This is a genomic window from Pseudomonas sp. OA65, assembly GCF_017498305.1.
In the GTDB taxonomy this organism is placed as follows: domain Bacteria; phylum Pseudomonadota; class Gammaproteobacteria; order Pseudomonadales; family Pseudomonadaceae; genus Aquipseudomonas; species Aquipseudomonas zanjanensis.
Genome location: NZ_JAGDEZ010000015.1, coordinates 130,208 through 148,304 on the forward strand (window position 1 = coordinate 130,208; position 18,097 = coordinate 148,304).

14 protein-coding genes are annotated in these 18,097 nt (G+C 62.0%); 7 read left to right on the top strand and 7 right to left on the bottom strand.

Annotated features, from left to right (window positions below; all coding sequences use genetic code 11):
- Positions 1 to 69 precede the first annotated feature (69 nt).
- Positions 70 to 657, bottom strand: coding sequence for a LysE family translocator (locus tag J3361_RS15240; protein WP_207965281.1), 588 nt, complete (start codon positions 655 to 657; stop codon positions 70 to 72).
- 174 nt (positions 658 to 831) lie between these two features.
- Here J3361_RS15240 and J3361_RS15245 point away from each other — a divergent pair, with 174 nt between their 5' ends.
- Positions 832 to 2,286, top strand: coding sequence for a TrkH family potassium uptake protein (locus J3361_RS15245; RefSeq protein ID WP_207965282.1), 1,455 nt, complete (start codon positions 832 to 834; stop codon positions 2,284 to 2,286).
- 75 nt (positions 2,287 to 2,361) lie between these two features.
- Here the strand turns inward: J3361_RS15245 and J3361_RS15250 are convergent, their stop codons facing one another.
- The gene (locus tag J3361_RS15250) at positions 2,362 to 2,865 is read right to left on the bottom strand and encodes a hypothetical protein (RefSeq protein WP_207965283.1); all 504 of its coding nucleotides are present in this window, start codon (positions 2,863 to 2,865) and stop codon (positions 2,362 to 2,364) included.
- 146 nt (positions 2,866 to 3,011) lie between these two features.
- Between J3361_RS15250 and J3361_RS15255 the strand changes: the two genes are divergently transcribed.
- From J3361_RS15255 to J3361_RS15265, 3 genes are all read left to right on the top strand, one after another.
- On the top strand, positions 3,012 to 4,094 hold the full coding sequence (locus J3361_RS15255) for a trifunctional transcriptional activator/DNA repair protein Ada/methylated-DNA--[protein]-cysteine S-methyltransferase (protein WP_207965284.1): 1,083 nt from the start codon (positions 3,012 to 3,014) through the stop codon (positions 4,092 to 4,094).
- Positions 4,095 to 4,117: 23 nt separating this feature from the next.
- A complete protein-coding gene (locus J3361_RS15260; RefSeq protein ID WP_207965285.1) occupies positions 4,118 to 4,744 on the top strand; it encodes a DNA-3-methyladenine glycosylase in 627 nt (208 codons plus the stop codon).
- Between the two features lie 177 nt (positions 4,745 to 4,921).
- A complete protein-coding gene (locus J3361_RS15265) occupies positions 4,922 to 5,410 on the top strand; it encodes a GFA family protein (protein ID WP_207965286.1) in 489 nt (162 codons plus the stop codon).
- A 275-nt stretch (positions 5,411 to 5,685) separates the two neighbouring features.
- On the opposite strand, the gene miaE is transcribed toward J3361_RS15265, so the two are convergent.
- Positions 5,686 to 6,291, bottom strand: coding sequence for a tRNA isopentenyl-2-thiomethyl-A-37 hydroxylase MiaE (miaE, locus tag J3361_RS15270; RefSeq protein ID WP_186704851.1), 606 nt, complete (start codon positions 6,289 to 6,291; stop codon positions 5,686 to 5,688).
- Positions 6,292 to 6,466: 175 nt separating this feature from the next.
- Between miaE and J3361_RS15275 the strand changes: the two genes are divergently transcribed.
- Positions 6,467 to 7,330 (top strand): universal stress protein, encoded by an 864-nt coding sequence (locus tag J3361_RS15275; protein ID WP_207965287.1) that lies wholly within the window; start codon positions 6,467 to 6,469, stop codon positions 7,328 to 7,330.
- Positions 7,331 to 7,492: 162 nt separating this feature from the next.
- On the opposite strand, the gene J3361_RS15280 is transcribed toward J3361_RS15275, so the two are convergent.
- A complete protein-coding gene (locus J3361_RS15280) occupies positions 7,493 to 7,963 on the bottom strand; it encodes a DUF1289 domain-containing protein (protein WP_109756018.1) in 471 nt (156 codons plus the stop codon).
- 407 nt (positions 7,964 to 8,370) lie between these two features.
- Here J3361_RS15280 and acnB point away from each other — a divergent pair, with 407 nt between their 5' ends.
- Positions 8,371 to 10,980 (top strand): bifunctional aconitate hydratase 2/2-methylisocitrate dehydratase, encoded by a 2,610-nt coding sequence (gene acnB / locus J3361_RS15285; protein WP_092348756.1) that lies wholly within the window; start codon positions 8,371 to 8,373, stop codon positions 10,978 to 10,980.
- 190 nt (positions 10,981 to 11,170) lie between these two features.
- On the opposite strand, the gene J3361_RS15290 is transcribed toward acnB, so the two are convergent.
- The 3 genes from J3361_RS15290 to J3361_RS15300 all read right to left on the bottom strand — a co-directional run bounded on the left by J3361_RS15290 (position 11,171) and on the right by J3361_RS15300 (position 14,310).
- On the bottom strand, positions 11,171 to 11,782 hold the full coding sequence (locus J3361_RS15290; protein WP_072412270.1) for an aspartyl/asparaginyl beta-hydroxylase domain-containing protein: 612 nt from the start codon (positions 11,780 to 11,782) through the stop codon (positions 11,171 to 11,173).
- 156 nt (positions 11,783 to 11,938) lie between these two features.
- Positions 11,939 to 13,309, bottom strand: a complete 1,371-nt coding sequence (locus J3361_RS15295) for an MFS transporter (protein WP_207965288.1) — start codon at positions 13,307 to 13,309, stop codon at positions 11,939 to 11,941.
- A complete protein-coding gene (locus J3361_RS15300) occupies positions 13,306 to 14,310 on the bottom strand; it encodes a cupin-like domain-containing protein (RefSeq protein ID WP_207965289.1) in 1,005 nt (334 codons plus the stop codon). The genes J3361_RS15295 and J3361_RS15300 overlap by 4 nt, the downstream gene beginning before the upstream one ends.
- Before the next feature lie 363 nt (positions 14,311 to 14,673).
- Between J3361_RS15300 and J3361_RS15305 the strand changes: the two genes are divergently transcribed.
- A partial coding sequence (locus J3361_RS15305) for a non-ribosomal peptide synthetase (RefSeq protein WP_207965290.1) occupies positions 14,674 to 18,097 on the top strand: 3,424 nt, incomplete at its 3' end.

Sequence of the window (18,097 nt, forward strand, 5' to 3'; positions counted from 1 at the left end):
CCTCTAAAGCGCGGATTGCAGCCACAACAGCACTTGCTTCTTAAAAACCAGGGTTGCCGCCACTTCAGCTCACGGCAACAACAGATACACCGCACTCACCACCAACAACGCCGCCATTGCCCGGTTGAACAGGCGCATCGTCGCCGGGTTCCCCAACCACGCGCGCAGGAAACTCCCAGCGTAGGCCCAGCAGCCCACCGAGACGTAGCAGATAACCAGGTAGATCGCTGCAAACTGCCACACCAGCCGTGCCTCGCCATCGGCCACGAATGCGCCCATCCCCGCCACGCAGGCCAGCCAGGCCTTGGGATTGAGCCATTGCATCAGCGCGCCGTAGAGCATCGATGGCGCGCGCCCGTCGTCCCGCTCCCCCAGTTCGCCGTTGTCCATCGCCAGTTTCCAGGCCATGAACAACAGGAATGCCACACCCGCCAGTTGCACCACGCGGGTAAGCCCCGGCCAACGCTGCAACACTTCATGCAACCCCAACCCCATCAAGACCAGCAGCAGGACAAACCCGAGGGTGGCGCCGGCCACGTGTCGCAACGTGGCCCGAAACCCGTAGCGGGCCCCCGAGCTGAGGGCGACGATATTGACCGGGCCTGGGGTAATGGAAGCCACCAACGCAAAAGTTGCCATGGAAAATAACAAGCTCATCACATATCTTCTTCAGTTCAGGAACGAGTCTCAAAGGTAACGGGGCCTGCTTCGAGGGTATTGAAGAAAACTGCCTTGTCATCGAGCGTCACCGCCTATTTTTTTACGCAAACTTTACGCGGTAGCCGATTCACCAAATCGATACTGTGCGGCTCAATGGATCAGGCGTTTCTCATGTCGATTGCGGTTCTGCGTCTCATCGGTTTCATCCTCGGAATTTTCCTGATTACCCTGGCGATCAGCATGGCGATCCCGCTGTTCACGCTGCTGCTTTACGAGCGCAACGATGATTTGTCGGCGTTTCTTTGGTCGAGCCTGATTACCTTTGTTTGTGGTATCGCCCTGGTCGCCCGTGGACGACCGGAACATGTCCACATGCGCCCCAGGGAAATGTACCTGCTGACCACCGCCAGTTGGGTGGTGGTCTGCGCCTTCGCCGCCCTGCCGATGGTATTCATCCAGCACATCAGTTACACCGATGCATTTTTCGAGACCATGTCGGGCATCACGACCACCGGCTCGACCATCCTCACCGGGCTCGATACGGCATCCCCCGGCCTGTTGATCTGGCGCTCGATGCTGCATTGGCTCGGCGGCATCGGCTTTATCGGCATGGCCGTGGCGATCCTGCCGCTGCTGCGGGTCGGCGGCATGCGGTTGTTCCAGACCGAATCGTCGGACTGGTCGGAGAAAGTCACGCCGCGTTCTCACGTCGCGGCCAACTACATCCTTTGGATCTATGTCGCGCTGACCGCCTTCGCGACCTTGGCGCTGTGGCTGGCCGGCATGACGCCCTTCGAGGCCATCAACCATGCGATGTCATTGATCTCCACCGGCGGCTTCTCTACCTCCGACTCTTCCCTGGCGCACTGGACGCAACCGGCCATTCACTGGGTGTCGGTGATCATCATGATGGCGGGAGCGCTGCCCTTTACGCTGTATGTCGCGACGCTGCGGGGGAACCGGCGTGCGTTGCTCAAGGATCAGCAGGTTCGGGGTTTCATCGGTTTTCTGGTCATCACCTGGCTCGTGGTCGGTACCTGGCTGAGCCTGAACAGTGATCATGATTGGTGGGACGCGGTTCGCATCGTGGCCGTCAATGTCACCTCTGTCGTCACCACCACGGGCGTGGCATTGGGTGACTACACGCTGTGGGGCAGCTTCGCCCTGTTGCTGTTCTTCTACTTGACGTTCGTGGGAGGCTGTTCGGGATCCACGTCCGGGGGGCTGAAGATTTTTCGCTTTCAAGTGGCCAAGGTTCTGCTGATGGGCAGTTTGAAACAACTGATCCACCCCCGGGCGGTGATCCAGAAGAAATACAACAACCATCCCATCGATGAGGAAATCGTTCGCTCACTGCTGACGTTTTCGTTCTTCTTCGCAATCACAATCGGCACCATTGCCCTGGGCCTGGCGCTGATAGGCCTGGATTGGACAACCGCCCTGACCGGCGCGGCCACCGCGGTGTGCAACGTGGGCCCAGGCTTGGGCAACATCATCGGGCCGGCTGGCAACTTCTCGACGCTGCCGGATTCAGCAAAATGGCTGCTGACGATCGGCATGCTGTTGGGCCGACTGGAGATCCTGACGGTGCTGGTGTTGTTCACGCCGGTGTTCTGGAAATATTGAACGCTGTGGTCATGCGTAACTGACAGACGAAAAAAAGCCGCGACACCTTGCAGGCATCGCGGCTTGTTCGGGCGATCAGCGATCGTTCTTGATCGAAGAACTGGTCGCGTTGGTCAGGCCCTTGGTGTTGTGGGTGCCTGGCGTGGCGGTGGAGATCGCCGACGCCTTGGTCAGGCCGCGCGTATCGCGGTCGTTGGCGATGGTCGACGTCAACGAAGCCTTGCTGGTACGGTCGGTGCGGGTGGCGCCGGTGTGCTTGCCGCTCACGCCATGGTCCCGGGTGCGGGTACGCGTGCCGGTGTGGTCGCTGGCCAATCCTTTGCCAAGGCCGCGGGCGTCGCCCGACTTGTCATGGCCCTGGCCACCGCCGATGCCAGCACCGTGGCCGCCGCCATTACCACCACCGTTTCCTCCGCCATGACCGCCACCACCGCCATTGCCGCCACCACCACCGCCACCGCCATTGCCCGCGGCATAGCTCGAACCGATCGGCGACAGGTCGGCAGGCAGCAAGGCCGAGGCACCGAACGCCAGGGCACAGACAGCAACGGCAATCAGGGATTTCTTATGTTTGGACATGATGTCTCCGAAAGACAAAAACAGCGGGTGAACCTTTAAGACTCAAAGGTTCAGTTTTTGTTCGCGACCACCCGACCAAATGACCGGGAAATTCACTGTCGATTTTTCGGTGGAGTCGTCCCGGGCACCGTTCTATGCTCTGCTCCATGAACCTACACGACTCGCTGCTCCCGCCCCATGCCGAGATGGTCCGCGCCATGCTCGAACGAGACACCGCCTACGAAGGGGTGTTCTTCACCGCGGTCAAGACCACCGGCATCTTCTGTCGCCCCAGTTGCACCGCGCGCAAGCCGAAACCGGAAAACGTGGAGTTCTTCGCCCACGCCGACGAAGCCATGTCGGCAGGCTACCGCGCCTGCCTGCGCTGCAAGCCGCTGGACGCTGCCGCCATTGCGCCGGACTGGATCCAGGCCCTGCTCAAAGCCGTGGACGCCGAACCCGACCTGCGCTGGACCGACGCCTTGCTGCTGGAGCAAGGCATCGAACCGCTGAAGTTGCGCCGCTGGTTCAAGCAACATTTCGGCATGACCTTTCACGCCTACCTGCGTACCCGTCGCCTGGGCATTGCCTTGGGAGGTATCAAAGACGGCACGTCCATCGACAATGCCGCGTTCGATTCCGGCTATGAATCGTTGAGCGGGTTCCGCGACGCCTTCGTCAAATCCTTCCACATCACGCCGGGCCGCGCAGCCCTCAGCGAACCCTTGTTGTTCACCCGCCTGACCACGCCATTGGGGCCGATGCTGGCCATGGCCGAACGCCGGGGCCTGGTGCTGCTGGAGTTCCTCGACCGCCCGGCCCTGACCAAGGAGCTGGAAGAATTGCAGCAACGCTACGGCTACACAGTTGCGCCGGGGCACAACGCTCACCTGCAACAGATCGAAACCGAACTGGCCGACTACTTCGCCGGCAAACTCACGGCGTTCAAGGTCCCGTTGCACATGCCCGGCAGCGCATTCGCCGTGCGCGTCTGGGCTATATTGCAAACGATTCCCTACGGCGAAACCCGCAGCTACGGCGGCATCGCCACGGCCCTGGGCAGCCCGGGTGCCAGCCGCGCCGTGGGCCTGGCCAACGGGCAGAATCGCCTGGCCATCGTTGTTCCGTGCCATCGAGTGATCGGTGCGGATGGCTCGTTGACCGGCTATGGTGGCGGCCAGCCGCGCAAGGCGTTTCTGTTGCGGCTGGAAAAAGCCGCGGTGCAGGTTTCATTGCCCCTGGCGTTTTGAGCGCCCCGGAGAACGAATACCTGATGCATGTGCCCTACCACGATGCCAGTGTCTTCCTGGCCAATCTCGACGAAGACTGGCGACGGCATGTCAAGACGATTGGCCCTTGCCTGCTGCAACCCAAGCCGGCCCGCGATCCCTATGAAGCCTTGGTGCGGGCGATTGCCTACCAGCAACTGCACGCCAAGGCAGGCGATGCGATTCTGGGTCGGCTGCTGGCGTTGTTCCCGGCGCAGACATTCCCCACACCTGCGCAGATCCTGGCGAAAGACGTTATGCAATTACGCGGTTGTGGATTTTCCGCCAGCAAGATCGCAACCCTCCAGGGCATCGCCCAAGCAGCTCTGGACGGGGTGGTGCCAGACCACGCCACGGCACGGGCGATGGAGGACGAAGCGCTGATCGAGCGCCTGGTCAGCCTGCGTGGCGTTGGGCGCTGGACCGTGGAAATGCTGTTGATCTACAGCCTGGAGCGGCCCGACATCCTGCCGGCCGACGACTTTGGCGTGCGCGAGGGGTATCGACGGCTCAAGGGATTGGCGCAACAGCCCAGCCGCAAGCAGATGACCGCGATCGGCCTGGCCTGGCGCCCTTATCGGACGGTGGCGGCGTGGTATTTGTGGCGGGTGCCTAACTCCAAGACCGCGTAATCGTTCATCGCGAGCAGGCTCGCTCCCACAGGGGATTTTCTGTGTCGATACACTGTGTGGACACTGAAGATCAAATGTGGGAGCGAGCCTGCTCGCGATGGCGTCCGCCTGGCAGCCAACAATCCAGGACCAACCGTCTAGGCTGTCATGAACATCCCAACCCAACTGGAGGTCCCCATGCAGCTAGAAGGATCCTGCCACTGCGGCGCCGTGTCGTTCAGCCTGGCCTGTGCCCACCCCTACCCTTATCAACGCTGCTACTGCTCGATCTGCCGCAAAACCCAGGGCGGCGGCGGTTATGCGATCAACCTGGGGGGCGATGCCCGAAGCTTGAAAGTGCATGGTCGCAAGCACATCTCGATCTACCATGCGCGGCTCAAGGACGACGGCGACAAACGTGCCCACCGCAGCAGTGCCGAGCGGCATTTCTGTTCCCTGTGTGGATCGGGGCTGTGGCTGTTCAGCCCCGAATGGCCGGACTTGGTGCACCCCTTCGCTTCAGCCATCGACACGCCGCTGCCGGTACCGCCGGAACACACCCACTTGATGCTCGGTTCCAAGGCGCCGTGGGTGGAGGTCGAGGCGCATCGGGGGGACCAGCAGTTCGAGGTTTATCCCGAGGAATCGATTGCCCAGTGGCATGAGCGCCTGGGTTTGACTGGTTGAGAGGCAGCGCTGCAGAAGGCCTCATCGTCGGAACGCCGCCCGGAGCAAGCTCGCTCCCACTGGATTTGGGAAACCCACCCCCTGTGGGAGCGGGCTTGCTCGCGATGGCGGTGGGTCAGCCAGCATTCATTCAACTGACCTGACGCATTCGCGGGCAAGCCCGCTCCCACACTGTTCTGTGGCGTTGCAAATATATTGGTGCCTTACCCAAATTTCCCTGTGGGAGCAAGCTTGCTCCGGGCGGCGTTCCGACGATGGCGTCAGGACAAACAGCCCTATGCCGCAGGCACACCACTGTGGAAGCGAAACTCCACATCCGGCGATTCGATCAGTTCCCGCTCGGCCTCACGGACCTTGTCGATCACCTGGGCAATGTCCTTGGCATCGCCATACTGGTAGGCCAGTTTCAGGTAGCCCTGGAAATGCCGGGCTTCGCTTTTCAGCAAACCGAAGTAGAACTTGCCCAACTCCTCGTCCAGGTGCGGCACCAGGGCCTCGAAACGCTCGCAACTGCGGGCTTCGATGAAGGCGCCGACGACGAGGGTGTCCACCAGTTTAACCGGCTCGTGGCTGCGTACCACTTTGCGCAGCCCCGAGGCATAACGGCCGGCGGAGAGCTGGCGCAAGCCGATCTTGCGCTTTTTCATCAGGCGCATGACTTGCTCGTGGTGCACCAGCTCTTCCCGGGCCAGGCGCGACATCAGGTTGATCAGGTCGACGTGGGAATGGTACTTGGCGATCAGGCTCAGGGCGGTGCTGGCCGCCTTGAATTCGCAGTTCTTGTGGTCGATCAGCAACGTTTCCTGGTCGGCCAGCGCGGCCTGGACCCAGGCATCGGGGGTGCGGCAGCCAAGGAATTCGTGGATTTCGGGAAGATTCATGGGGCTCACGGGCAAAGGTAGTCGAGCGAAGGGCGCCGATTATACCGGCCTGCCCCCAGACCACCAGCCACCGCCGTTGATATGCATCAAGTCGATGATGCCTCCACAGCCACTAGACTGCCCCACAAGAACTATAGTTGAGCAACGCCAGCCTTTTCATTGGAGAACGCCGATCATGCAAGCCATTCGCAGCATCCTGGTGGTCATTGAGCCCGAACACGCGGAAAGCCTGGCGCTCAAGCGCGCCAAACTGATCGCCGGGGTGACCCAGGCCCACCTGCACCTGTTGGTGTGCGACAGAAAACATGACCATGCCGGCCTGCTCAGCGTGCTCAAGAGCGCATTGCTGGCCGACGGCTACAGCGTCACCACCGAGCAGGCCTGGAACGAAAGCCTCCACGAAACCATCATCGACGTGCAACAAGCAGAAGGTTGCGGGCTGGTGATCAAACAGCATTTCCCTGACAGCCCGCTGAAAAAGGCCCTGCTGACCCCGGCGGACTGGAAGCTGCTACGCCATTGCCCGACCCCGGTGCTGCTGGTGAAAACCGCCGGTTCCTGGAAGGACAAGGTGATCCTCGCCGCCGTCGATGTGGGCAATGCCGACGGTGAGCACCGTCACCTGCACACCACCATCATCGACCATGGCTATGACATCGCCCTCCTGGCCAAGGCACACCTGCATGTGATCAGCGCCCACCCCTCGCCGATGCTCTCGTCGGCCGACCCGACGTTCCAGCTCAAGGAGACCATCGAGGCCCGTTACCGCGAGCAATGCCGGGCCTTCCAGGCCGAATTCGACATCGACGACCAGCACCTGCACATCGAAGAAGGCCCGGCGGACGTGTTGATTCCGTACATGGCGCGCAGACTGCAGGCGGCGGTGACAGTGATCGGCACCGTGGCCCGCTCGGGGTTGTCCGGGGTGCTGATCGGCAACACCGCCGAGGCGGTGCTCGACACATTGGAAAGCGATGTGCTGGTGCTCAAGCCCCAGGAGGTCGAGGACCATCTGGTGGAGTTGGCGGTCAAGGATTGACACGCCAACCTGTGGCGAGGGGATTTATCTGTGGGAGCAAGGCTTGCCCGCGATAAAAACGACGCGGTCTCTCTGGAACCGAGGCGCCTGCATCGCGAGCAAGCTTTGCTCCCACAGCGGGGCGGTGCGACGCTTCAATAAATACCCTCGCCACAAAAACTGTCAGCCGCCAATCGCATCCTTCAGGAACCCCGGCGCGATGTAGCGCTGGTAATGGGCTTCGGACAGAAGGAAAAACTCCCGATCAATGGCATCGCGCAGGTCCGGCAGTTCCCAATCGCGAAATTCCGGCATCAACACCATGCCGTAGGCTTCCAGGTTGTTGATCACCCGCGCGCCCCGGGCGATCAACTGATAGGCCCAGCAGTATTCCGACTGGTGCGGCACGAAGCGGATCTTGCGTGATTCCAGTTGCTGGCGCAGCAATCCGGGGTCGAAAACCTCCAACTTGGCCACCATCACCTGCACCAACAGCTGTTCGAGCCGCATCCACACCGCGCGTTTTTCTTCTTCGTTGTAGCCGTTCCAGTGGATCACTTCATGGTGGAACCGCTTGCAGCCACGGCACACCAGGTCACCGTAGACAGTGGAGCAAAGGCCGACGCAAGGGGTCTTGATGAGCTGGTTGGGCATAAGGAAACGCACACGCAAAAGCAGGACAGGCCGGCATGTTAGCCCTTTGTCTAAGATTGATCACCCCTCAAACTTCCTGGCCCAACTTACCTTTAATTTTTTTTTCCCGTAGAATCAGCCAGCCTTTTAAGGCGCCAATGTCCGTTAGAAGCTGTTTTCAAAGCGTCACGAGCACAGTCGTTCCTTCAGAGCGGTGTTGGCGAAGGGTCTTTCCAGCGGGGAAAGCCCAACGCCAACCCTCATCAGCTCCCGTTCTGCAGGCGTAAAACTTTGAAAGCAGCTTCTGTGAGGAACTCCGGCAACTCTGGCGTGGAGGCCCAAAAAGCCCCCTGACGCGCATGAGTGCCGAGAGTTTCTGGATGAGCGTCCCGGACACCCATTTGGGACCACTGATGAGGGTAATAACTGTGCTTGAAGCCTACCGCAAACATATCGAAGAGCGTGCAGCCCTGGGTATCGTTCCCCAGCCGCTTAACGCCGAACAAACCGCAGGCCTGATCGAGCTGCTGAAAAATCCTCCGGCTGGCGAAGAAGCTTTCCTCGTTGACCTGATCACCAATCGCGTTCCGCCTGGAGTCGACGAAGCCGCCTACGTCAAGGCCGGTTTCCTGTCCGCCCTGGCCAAGGGCCAGGCCCAATCCCCTCTGCTGGACAAGAAGCGTGCCGTTGAACTGCTCGGCACCATGCAGGGCGGCTACAACATCGTGACCCTGGTGGAGCTGCTGGACGACGCCGAGCTGGCGCCAGTCGCCGCCGAAGAACTCAAGCACACCCTGCTGATGTTCGATGCCTTCCACGACGTGGCTGAAAAAGCCAAGAACGGCAACGTTCACGCCAAGGCCGTGCTGCAATCCTGGGCTGACGGCGAGTGGTTCAAGAAGCGCCCGGTGCTGGCCGACAAGATCAGCCTGCGCGTCTTCAAGGTCACCGGCGAAACCAACACCGACGACCTGTCCCCTGCCCCGGACGCCTGGTCCCGCCCGGACATCCCGCTGCACGCCCTGGCCATGCTGAAAATGGCCCGTGACGGCATCGTTCCGGACGAGCAAGGCAAGACCGGCCCGATGAAGCAGATCGAAGAAATGCGCGGTCAGGGCTTCCCGATCGCCTACGTCGGTGACGTGGTCGGTACCGGTTCCTCGCGTAAATCCGCCACGAACTCGGTGCTGTGGTTCTTCGGCGACGACATTCCTTACGTGCCGAACAAGCGCGCTGGCGGTTTCTGCTTCGGCAGCAAGATCGCCCCGATCTTCTACAACACCATGGAAGATGCCGGCGCACTGCCTATCGAGTTCGACGTGTCGAACATGAACATGGGCGACGTGATCGACCTGTACCCGCATGCCGGCAAGGTCTGCAAGCACGGTACCGACGAAGTCATCACCACTTTCGAAATGAAGACCCCGGTGCTGTTGGATGAAGTCCGCGCTGGCGGCCGTATTCCGCTGATCATTGGCCGTGGCCTGACCGAGAAGGCTCGCGCCGAGCTGGGCCTGCCAGCGTTCGACCTGTTCAAGAAGCCTGAAGCACCGGCTGAAAGCACCAAGGGTTTCACCCTGGCGCAGAAGATGGTTGGCAAGGCTTGCGGTCTGGCAGAAGGCCAAGGCGTGCGCCCTGGCACCTACTGCGAACCGAAAATGACCACCGTGGGTTCCCAGGACACCACCGGTCCAATGACCCGTGACGAACTGAAAGACCTGGCGTGCCTGGGCTTCTCGGCTGACCTGGTGATGCAGTCCTTCTGCCACACCGCGGCCTATCCGAAGCCGATCGACGTAACCACCCACCACACCCTGCCTGACTTCATCATGACCCGCGGCGGCGTTTCCCTGCGTCCGGGCGACGGCATCATCCACTCGTGGCTGAACCGCATGCTGCTGCCAGACACCGTGGGTACCGGTGGCGACTCCCACACCCGTTTCCCGATGGGCATCTCGTTCCCGGCCGGTTCCGGCCTGGTCGCCTTCGCCGCTGCCACCGGCGTCATGCCGCTGGACATGCCGGAATCGATCCTGGTGCGCTTCAAAGGCAAAATGAAACCTGGCATCACCCTGCGTGACCTGGTTCATGCCATTCCGTACTTCGCCATCCAGAACGGTCTGTTGACCGTCGAGAAGAAAGGCAAGAAAAACGCCTTCTCCGGCCGCATCCTGGAAATCGAAGGCCTGGAAGGCTTGACCCTGGAACAGGCGTTCGAACTGTCCGACGCCTCGGCCGAACGTTCGGCTGCCGGTTGCACCATCAAGCTGTCGAAAGAGTCGATCACCGAGTACCTGCAGTCCAACATCACCCTGCTGCGCTGGATGATCGGCGAAGGCTACGGTGATGCACGTACCCTGGAACGCCGCGCCCAAGCGATGGAAGCCTGGATCGCCAACCCGCAACTGATGGAAGCCGATGCCGACGCCGAATACGCCGAAGTCATCGAAATCGACCTGGCCGACATCAGCGAGCCTGTGCTCTGCGCGCCAAACGATCCGGACGACGCCCGTCTGCTGTCCAGCGTTGCTGGCGAGAAGATCGACGAAGTGTTCATCGGTTCGTGCATGACCAACATCGGTCACTTCCGCGCTGCCGGTAAACTGCTGGAGCAGGTCAAGGGCCAGCTGCCAACTCGTCTGTGGCTGTCGCCGCCGACCAAGATGGACGCTCACCAACTGACCGAAGAAGGCTACTACGGCATCTACGGCAAGGCCGGTGCACGGATGGAAATGCCAGGCTGCTCGCTGTGCATGGGTAACCAGGCCCGCGTCGAGCCGAACTCCACCGTGGTGTCGACTTCCACTCGTAACTTCCCGAACCGTCTGGGTGACGGCGCGAACGTCTACCTGGCTTCGGCCGAACTGGCGTCCGTTGCGTCGATCCTGGGTCGCCTGCCGACCGTCGAGGAGTACATGGAATACGCCGGCAAGATCGACAGCATGGCAGCGGACGTCTACCGCTACCTGAGCTTCGACCAGATCGCCGAGTTCCGCGAAGCGGCTGCAAACGCCAACATCCCGGTCGTTCAAGCCTAACGCTTAAAACGCCCGACTAAAAACGCCGCCCTTCTTGCGAGGGGCGGCGTTTTTTTATGCCAGGCGATTTCGATGCACGCTGATTGACCGCTATCGGCTATCGCGAGCAGGCTCGCTCCCACAGGTCTACCCATAAACCTCAAACCTGTGGCCGCCGCAAATCCATTCCCAGGCGCAAGCGCGATCCACATCAAGCCACCATGTGCTTCTCACGGTGAAATTCAAGATACAACACCGTCCGGTGAGCCCTGGAGGCATTCACCGCAAAGTGGTCCAGGGACCCATCGAAAATCACCAGGTTGCCATTGGTGCTCTGGTTAAAGCTCCCGTTGACGTTGAGGTAGGCATAGTTCTGCGTAGTAGGCGCATCGATGGTCAGTTGCATATGCAGCAGCCCCTCCTCCCAAGTGCCGGTATGAGAGTGAGTACCGAGGAACACATTGGGCTCCATGCGCAACAAGGCGCAGAGCTTGATGCCAGGAATCTTGCTCAGCAGCTCGATAGTCCCGGGCATGGCGTCGCGGGCGTAGGGGATCGGGGTGTCATAGGCCACCAGGCCGTACTGGGTCCACTCCGGCATGATATCCATGTCGTCGCCCCACCCCCAGAGCCAGCCATACTCTCCTCCCGCCGCCATGTGCGCGTCGATCTCCTCGACAATCTCGGCGATCTGCTTGCCCACGCGGTTGATCGTCAGGGTCGGCGCATTGAGGGCCAGAAATTCCTCGCGGATCACTTCCCAGTTGTCGGCCAGGTTCTTCAGTTGCGGAAAACGGCTGGGATCATAAAACGACGGGCGCATAGGTACTCCTTTTATTGAGGTTGTCGATTCCGCTGGCGATGCCAGATGGTCCTGTCCGCCAGGTGCCTCGGGGCGTAGCAGGAGAGCCTGCCAAGGGTGACTCACCGGGCGCGGCCTGTCTGTCACGGGAATCAGGTACACCGGGGCCGACTGGCATTACAGGGGCTCGGCCTGGGGGTTCTCGATCATTCGCGCGGCAGTCATCGGTACTGGCGGCTCGTCCAGTCGACGCATCGGCCCATAGAGCAAGACGCTCAACGGCAGCAGCGCGAACAACCCGCCGGCCACCACGAACAGCAGCCCCACGCCCCGCCCCGGGCCCACGCCCAACCAACGTCCGATCGAGTCGGCGTAAAGACCACCGGGTACCAACGCCGGCTGAAACCAGTGGTCCACCAGGAAACCACCGACGATCACCGCCAGGCTGGTGGTGGCGATGGTCAACATGCTGATCAAGGCAAACACACTGGCGCGGCTGTCGCTGGGAATCCTGCGCATCCACAGCGAGTTCACGCTGGCGTCGGCGATGCTCGCCATGGTGATCGCGACAAAGGCCAGCGCGCAGTAGGCGAAAGCCTGCGAGACCAGCCCCAAGGCGACGACACAAGCCGCCAGCAGCAGGTCGGCCACCGCCACCAGCGCCATCAATCGACGCGGATTGCCCATCGAAATCAGCAGCCCCGCGCCAGCCAGGCCACCCAGGGCCGCCCAGGTATAGGCCATCCCCAAGGCCTGGCTGCCCAGGGTCGACAGCAGCAACGGCGTCATCATCAAAGTGGCCAGTGACAACAGCGCCGTGCGCATCATGGTGTAGACCAGCAACCCGGCCATCAGCCGCTCGGCGACAAAGAATTTCAGCGCCGCGGCGACATTCCCCAGCGCCCCGCCGAACACCGTGCCTTTGGGCGCGCTGTCCTGGCGCCCCGGCGCGCCGCGCACATGGGAGAACGCCTTGATCACCAGCAACGTGCCGGAGCAGAAGGTCATCAGGTCCACCGCCAGGATCGTCACCAGCCCGGCGCTGGCCATGATCGCCCCCGCCAGCAGCGGTGCCACCAGGGCCGAAGCGTTCTTACTGATGCTGATCAACCCCGAGGCCCGGGTGAACTTGTCAGGAGCGACAATCGTACTGACAGCCGCTTGATAGGCGGGCTTGCGAAAGGCGCCAACAATCGACGCCAAACAATTGAAAACGTACAAGTGCAGCGGCTCCAGCCGTTCGAACCAGAGCAGCGCCATGACCCCCAGGAGCAGCACCGCCAGGGTCACGTCGCAACAGACAATGATCACCCGATGGCTGATCCGGTCGGCCAGCCCACCTGCCAAGGGCAGGAACAGCACGGCCGGCAGTGTCGCCGCCAGTACCACATTGGCGAACGCCACCGCCGAGCCGGTGTGGTTGTACACCCAGACGCCCAGGGCGAACTCCATCAGCGCCGTGCCCACCACCGCCAGCGACTCGCCGCACCAGAGGAAATAGAAACCGCGCCCCAGGTCAAAACCCCAGCGGCCGCTTCCCACGCTCATGGGCGCACATCGCGAGGCGTAACGACACCGATCAACTTGTCCAGTAGCCGATAGGCCAGGGAATAGAGCACCGCGCCAAACACCAACGGTGCAAAACGAGAAAACAGATAAGTGCGCAACACCCGCCTGGCAATGGGCGAGCTGATGTTGCCACTGACGTGCAAGGGTGTCGGGAACGTCGCCGCGACGGTCGCGCCGAATTCGTCATTCATCGATTGCACCGCGTGCCACCAATAGACCGGGATGTACAACGCATCCCCCGGCTCCACCACCGTGCGCAGCGCCCGCAAGGCTCGCGTCCCCGGGAAGCGCCCGGTGTCGATGTCGTACAGGTAGCCCGCTTCCTCGATCACCGGGCGCAAGGCTCGCCAACTGGCTTCGTCTGGCGGTAACAGCAGCACTTCCTTGGCGCCGACGACCTGGGCCATGAAGGTTTCGTCGACGACATGGAAGTGCCAATCGGTATAGGAATTGCGGTACAGGAAGCTGCGATGGGGCGGATAGTGCCGGGACTTGCCCAACTGCGGCATGAACGGCAACCCACCGACGTCTTCCTTCATCGGCTCGATGGCCGAGCCTTCGGAGAACCGGCAACTGTCGGCCACCAACGGCGAGTCACCCACGCTCAGGTCGTCGAGAAACTGGTGGAACGGCACCTCCCGATAGACCGTCTTGGCGTATTCGGTCAACTCGGCCTTGACCTGCGGATTGGACCAGCCGATGACCTCGGAAACGATCTGCGAGCGCACCACCACCGCACTGTTGCGCGAATGCGCCTTGAGGTAGTCCAGGCGCTGCCATTTATGGAACGCCGGCCAATGCCGTACCGCATTCTTGACCAGGCAGGGACGGTTGCGATTGACGTAGCGGCGAGTGAATTCCTCTTTGGAAATCGCCAGCGCATCGATCACTTCGACGGCGCCCGCCTGCGGGTGATTGGGGAAGCGGGACAAGCTCCAGAACTTCGTCGCTGGGTGATCCGATTCGGCGGTTAATGGCATTTTCGACCCTCGCAAGCACACACTCAGGGCCGTTGGTATAACAGACTCGCACGACCACGCCCAAGCACCGCAAAGCCCCGTTCCGCGCTGTTGTCCCTGCTTCCCATGACAGACATCCCAAGGCGGATGCTCTAGTTTTTTCTCACTTTGTGAAGGGATGTCAGGCGCAGCCGAACGGCAGCACGGAACCCTCGATGGCTCGCAACGCAGCCCTCGCCACGCCGTCGCCCCCAGCGCTTTGCGCCGCCTCCGATGTCCTTCTCCACGGCTATTGATTCCGCCGACTGGCAGTCGTCCAGGCCTCCACCACTGCCATTCGAACGGAGAAAAACCTCAATTGATTCTGCAAGCAGGTGCTCCGAAATGGATTCGTCGACCGATATGTTGCCTACCCAAGACTCCGCGTCCCACGAGCTGGCCTCCGTCCAGCAGGGTATTTGGCTGGATCAGCTCGCACACCCGGACCTGCCCTACTACAACATCGGCATGTCCCTGGAGATCAAGGGCGAGATCGACATTGCACTGTTCGAGAAAGCCATCGAGCTGGTCGCCAACCGTCACGACACCCTGCGCCTGAGCTTCAGCCATGAGGGCGGCACCGGCCGCCAACGCGTCCTGCCCGAGGTCAAGGTGAACCTGGAGGTGGTGGAGTTCTCCGAGGCCGACGCCGACGCCGGCCTGGCCATGGACTATCTGCGCAACGCCTTTCGCCAACCCTTTGAATCGTTGACGGGCCAGCTCTGGGACGCACGCATGGTCCGTTGCGGTCCGAACCGCCATTACTGGCTCGCCCGCTACCATCACTTGGTCACCGACGGCATTGGCGTGGCCCTGATCGGCCATGCCGTGGGTTCAGCCTACAATGCGTTGCTGGCCGACAACGATGAAGTCGCCCAAGGGCATTCCTACCTGTCGTTCCTGGAAGATGACCGGGCTTACCTGGCCTCGTCCCGCTATGAGCGCGACCGCCAGTTCTGGCAGGACACCTACGCCCAGATGCCGCCGTCACTGCTGCAACGCCGGGCCGATTTCAAGACCGGGCTGGCCAATGAACTGGCTCCCAGTGCCCAGGTCCAGGCAATGCTGCCGCGGGCGCTGTACAACGCGTTGACCGAATTTGCCAGCGAACGCAGCCTCTCGGTCGCTCATGTACTGATCAGCGTGGTCGCCACTTATTTCTGCCGCACGGTCGGCGTCGATGAAATCGTCATCGGCATGCCCGTGCATAACCGGACCACGGCCCGGGCGAAAGAAACCGCAGGCATGTTTTCCTCGGTCAGCCCGATCCGCCTGCCCGTCGACTTCGACGCCTCGCTGCTGGACCTGATGCACGCCGCTGGCGGGCAATTGCGCCGCTGCTACCGTCACCAGCGTTTCCCCATCGCCGAACTCAATCGCACCTTGCGCCTGGCCCAGACCGGGCGGCGACAACTGTTCGACGTGTCCCTGTCGTTCGAAAGCCTGGACGGCGACGATCAGTTCGGCGGCACCTCGTCCACGGTCATCACCATGGACAACGGCTACGAGCAGACGCCCATGGCGATCTTCGTGCGCGACTACCATCCGTTTGAAGACGTCCATCTGGATTTCAACTTCAACACCGCCTACTTCAACCTGGAAGAGGCCCGGTACCTGCAACAACGCATCGTCTCGATGCTCGAGGCGGTGCTGGAGCAACATGACACCCCCGTGGGGCATTACCCGCTCATGAGCGAGGCTGAGCGGCAACGCCTGCTGGTCGAATTCAACGCCACGGCCCGGGAATATCCACGGGACGTGTTGATCCACCAGCTATTCGAACAGCAAGCCGAACAACGCCCGCATGCCTGCGCCGTACGCGGCGATACCGGGCCGTTGCTCAGCTATGAACAACTTAACCGCCAGGCCAATCGGCTGGCCCATCGCCTGATCGCCCTGGGCGTGAAACCGGACGACCGAGTCGCCGTGAGCCTGCGGCGTGGACCGGAAATGGTCATTGCACTGCTGGGGACGCTCAAGGCCGGGGCCGCCTACGTGCCCATCGATCCAGACCTGCCGAGCGCCCGTCAGACGTTTATGCTCGACGACAGCAGCCCCCGGGCTGTGCTGACCAGCCAGGCGCTGCAAGACCAGTTGCCTGCGTTGGATGCGCCGCTGCTGGTCCTCGATAACCCCGCACAATTGGCCGCTCAACCCGAACACAACCCGGACCCGCAGGCCCTCGGCCTGGCCCCCACTCACCTGGCCTACGTGCTCTACACCTCCGGCTCCACCGGTACCCCCAAAGGGGTGATGAATGAACACCTCGGCGTGGTCAACCGCCTGTTATGGGCCCGGGACGAATACCGTGTCGATGCCAACGACCGGGTGCTGCAAAAGACCCCGTTCGGTTTCGACGTGTCGGTCTGGGAGTTTTTCCTGCCGCTGCTGGCCGGCGCCGAGCTGGTCATGGCGCGCCCAGGCGGCCATCAGGAGCCGGACTACCTGGCCCGGCTGATGCGCCAGGCCGGCATCACGCTGCTGCACTTTGTGCCGTCGATGCTCGACCTGTTCCTTGAACACCACGACGGACAGGCCTTCCCTGAACTGCGGCGCGTGCTGTGCAGCGGCGAAGCCCTGCCCCGCAGCCTGCAACGGCGTTTCGAACAGCAGTTGCCAGCAATCGAGCTGCATAACCTCTACGGCCCGACCGAGGCGGCCATCGACGTGACGGCCTGGCAGTGCCGCGCCAGTGACCCTGGCGAAAGCGTGCCCATCGGCCGGCCGATCGCCAACATCCAAATGCACGTGCTCGATGGCCGTGGCGCACCACAACCCTTGGGTGTCTCGGGAGAAATCCACATCGGTGGTATCGGCGTGGCCAGGGGTTACCTGAACCAACCGCAATTGAGCGCCGAACGCTTTATCGCCGACCCGTTCAGCACTGAGCCGAACGCGCGCCTGTACAAGACCGGCGACCTTGGCCGCTGGCTCGCCAACGGTGCCCTGGAGTATCTGGGCCGCAATGACTTCCAGGTGAAGATCCGTGGCTTGCGCATCGAGATCGGCGAAGTCGAAGCAGCCCTGGCGTTGTGCCCGGGTGTTCGCGAGGTGGTGGTCATTGCCCGGGAAGACTTTCCAGGGCAGCCGGACAGCAAGCGTCTGGTCGCCTATGTCTGCGGCGAACCGATCCCGGCGGAACAACTGCGCAGCACCCTGCTCAAGCACCTGCCCGAATACATGGCGCCCAGCGCCTTCGTCCACCTCGATGCCTTGCCCCTGACCACCAACGGCAAGCTCGATCGCCGCGCCCTGCCAGCCCCCGGCCTGGAATCCCTGGCCAGCAAAACCTACGAAGCCCCCCAAGGCGACACCGAAATCGCCCTCGCCGGTATCTGGAAAGACCTGCTGCAACTGGATCAGGTCGGCCGCCACGACGGCTTCCTCGAACTCGGCGGCCACTCCCTGCTGACCGTGCAGTTGCAGGCCCGCTTGCATCAGGACCTCGGTGTCGAGATCGACCTGCGTACCCTCTTCGCCCAGGCCTCGTTGAGCGAACTGGCCCAACGCGTGGATCAGGCCGGCCAGTCCCAGGTCCAGCCCATCGAAGTCGTGTCCCGCGACCAGGCGTTGCCGTTGTCCTTGGCCCAGCAGCGCCTGTGGTTCCTCGACCAACTGGACCACGCCGCCAGCGTCGCCTACCACATGCCCGCCGCGCTGCACCTGCGCGGCAACCTGGATCGCAACGCCCTGCAACGGGCCCTGGACCGCATCGTCGCCCGTCACGAAAGCCTGCGCACCACCTTCGAACGCCGTGACGGCGAAGTCC

Coding starts and splice junctions, on each gene's coding strand:
- miaE (WP_186704851.1), bottom strand. CDS start 6,291: ATGAATCTTCCCGAAATCCACGAATTCCTTGGCTGCCGCACCCCCGAT.
- J3361_RS15300 (WP_207965289.1), bottom strand. CDS start 14,310: ATGCCATTAACCGCCGAATCGGATCACCCAGCGACGAAGTTCTGGAGC.
- J3361_RS15240 (WP_207965281.1), bottom strand. CDS start 657: ATGAGCTTGTTATTTTCCATGGCAACTTTTGCGTTGGTGGCTTCCATT.
- J3361_RS15245 (WP_207965282.1), top strand. CDS start 832: ATGTCGATTGCGGTTCTGCGTCTCATCGGTTTCATCCTCGGAATTTTC.
- J3361_RS15255 (WP_207965284.1), top strand. CDS start 3,012: ATGAACCTACACGACTCGCTGCTCCCGCCCCATGCCGAGATGGTCCGC.
- J3361_RS15290 (WP_072412270.1), bottom strand. CDS start 11,782: ATGCGCCCGTCGTTTTATGATCCCAGCCGTTTTCCGCAACTGAAGAAC.
- J3361_RS15265 (WP_207965286.1), top strand. CDS start 4,922: ATGCAGCTAGAAGGATCCTGCCACTGCGGCGCCGTGTCGTTCAGCCTG.
- J3361_RS15295 (WP_207965288.1), bottom strand. CDS start 13,309: ATGAGCGTGGGAAGCGGCCGCTGGGGTTTTGACCTGGGGCGCGGTTTC.
- J3361_RS15250 (WP_207965283.1), bottom strand. CDS start 2,865: ATGTCCAAACATAAGAAATCCCTGATTGCCGTTGCTGTCTGTGCCCTG.
- J3361_RS15260 (WP_207965285.1), top strand. CDS start 4,118: ATGCATGTGCCCTACCACGATGCCAGTGTCTTCCTGGCCAATCTCGAC.
- J3361_RS15275 (WP_207965287.1), top strand. CDS start 6,467: ATGCAAGCCATTCGCAGCATCCTGGTGGTCATTGAGCCCGAACACGCG.
- J3361_RS15280 (WP_109756018.1), bottom strand. CDS start 7,963: ATGCCCAACCAGCTCATCAAGACCCCTTGCGTCGGCCTTTGCTCCACT.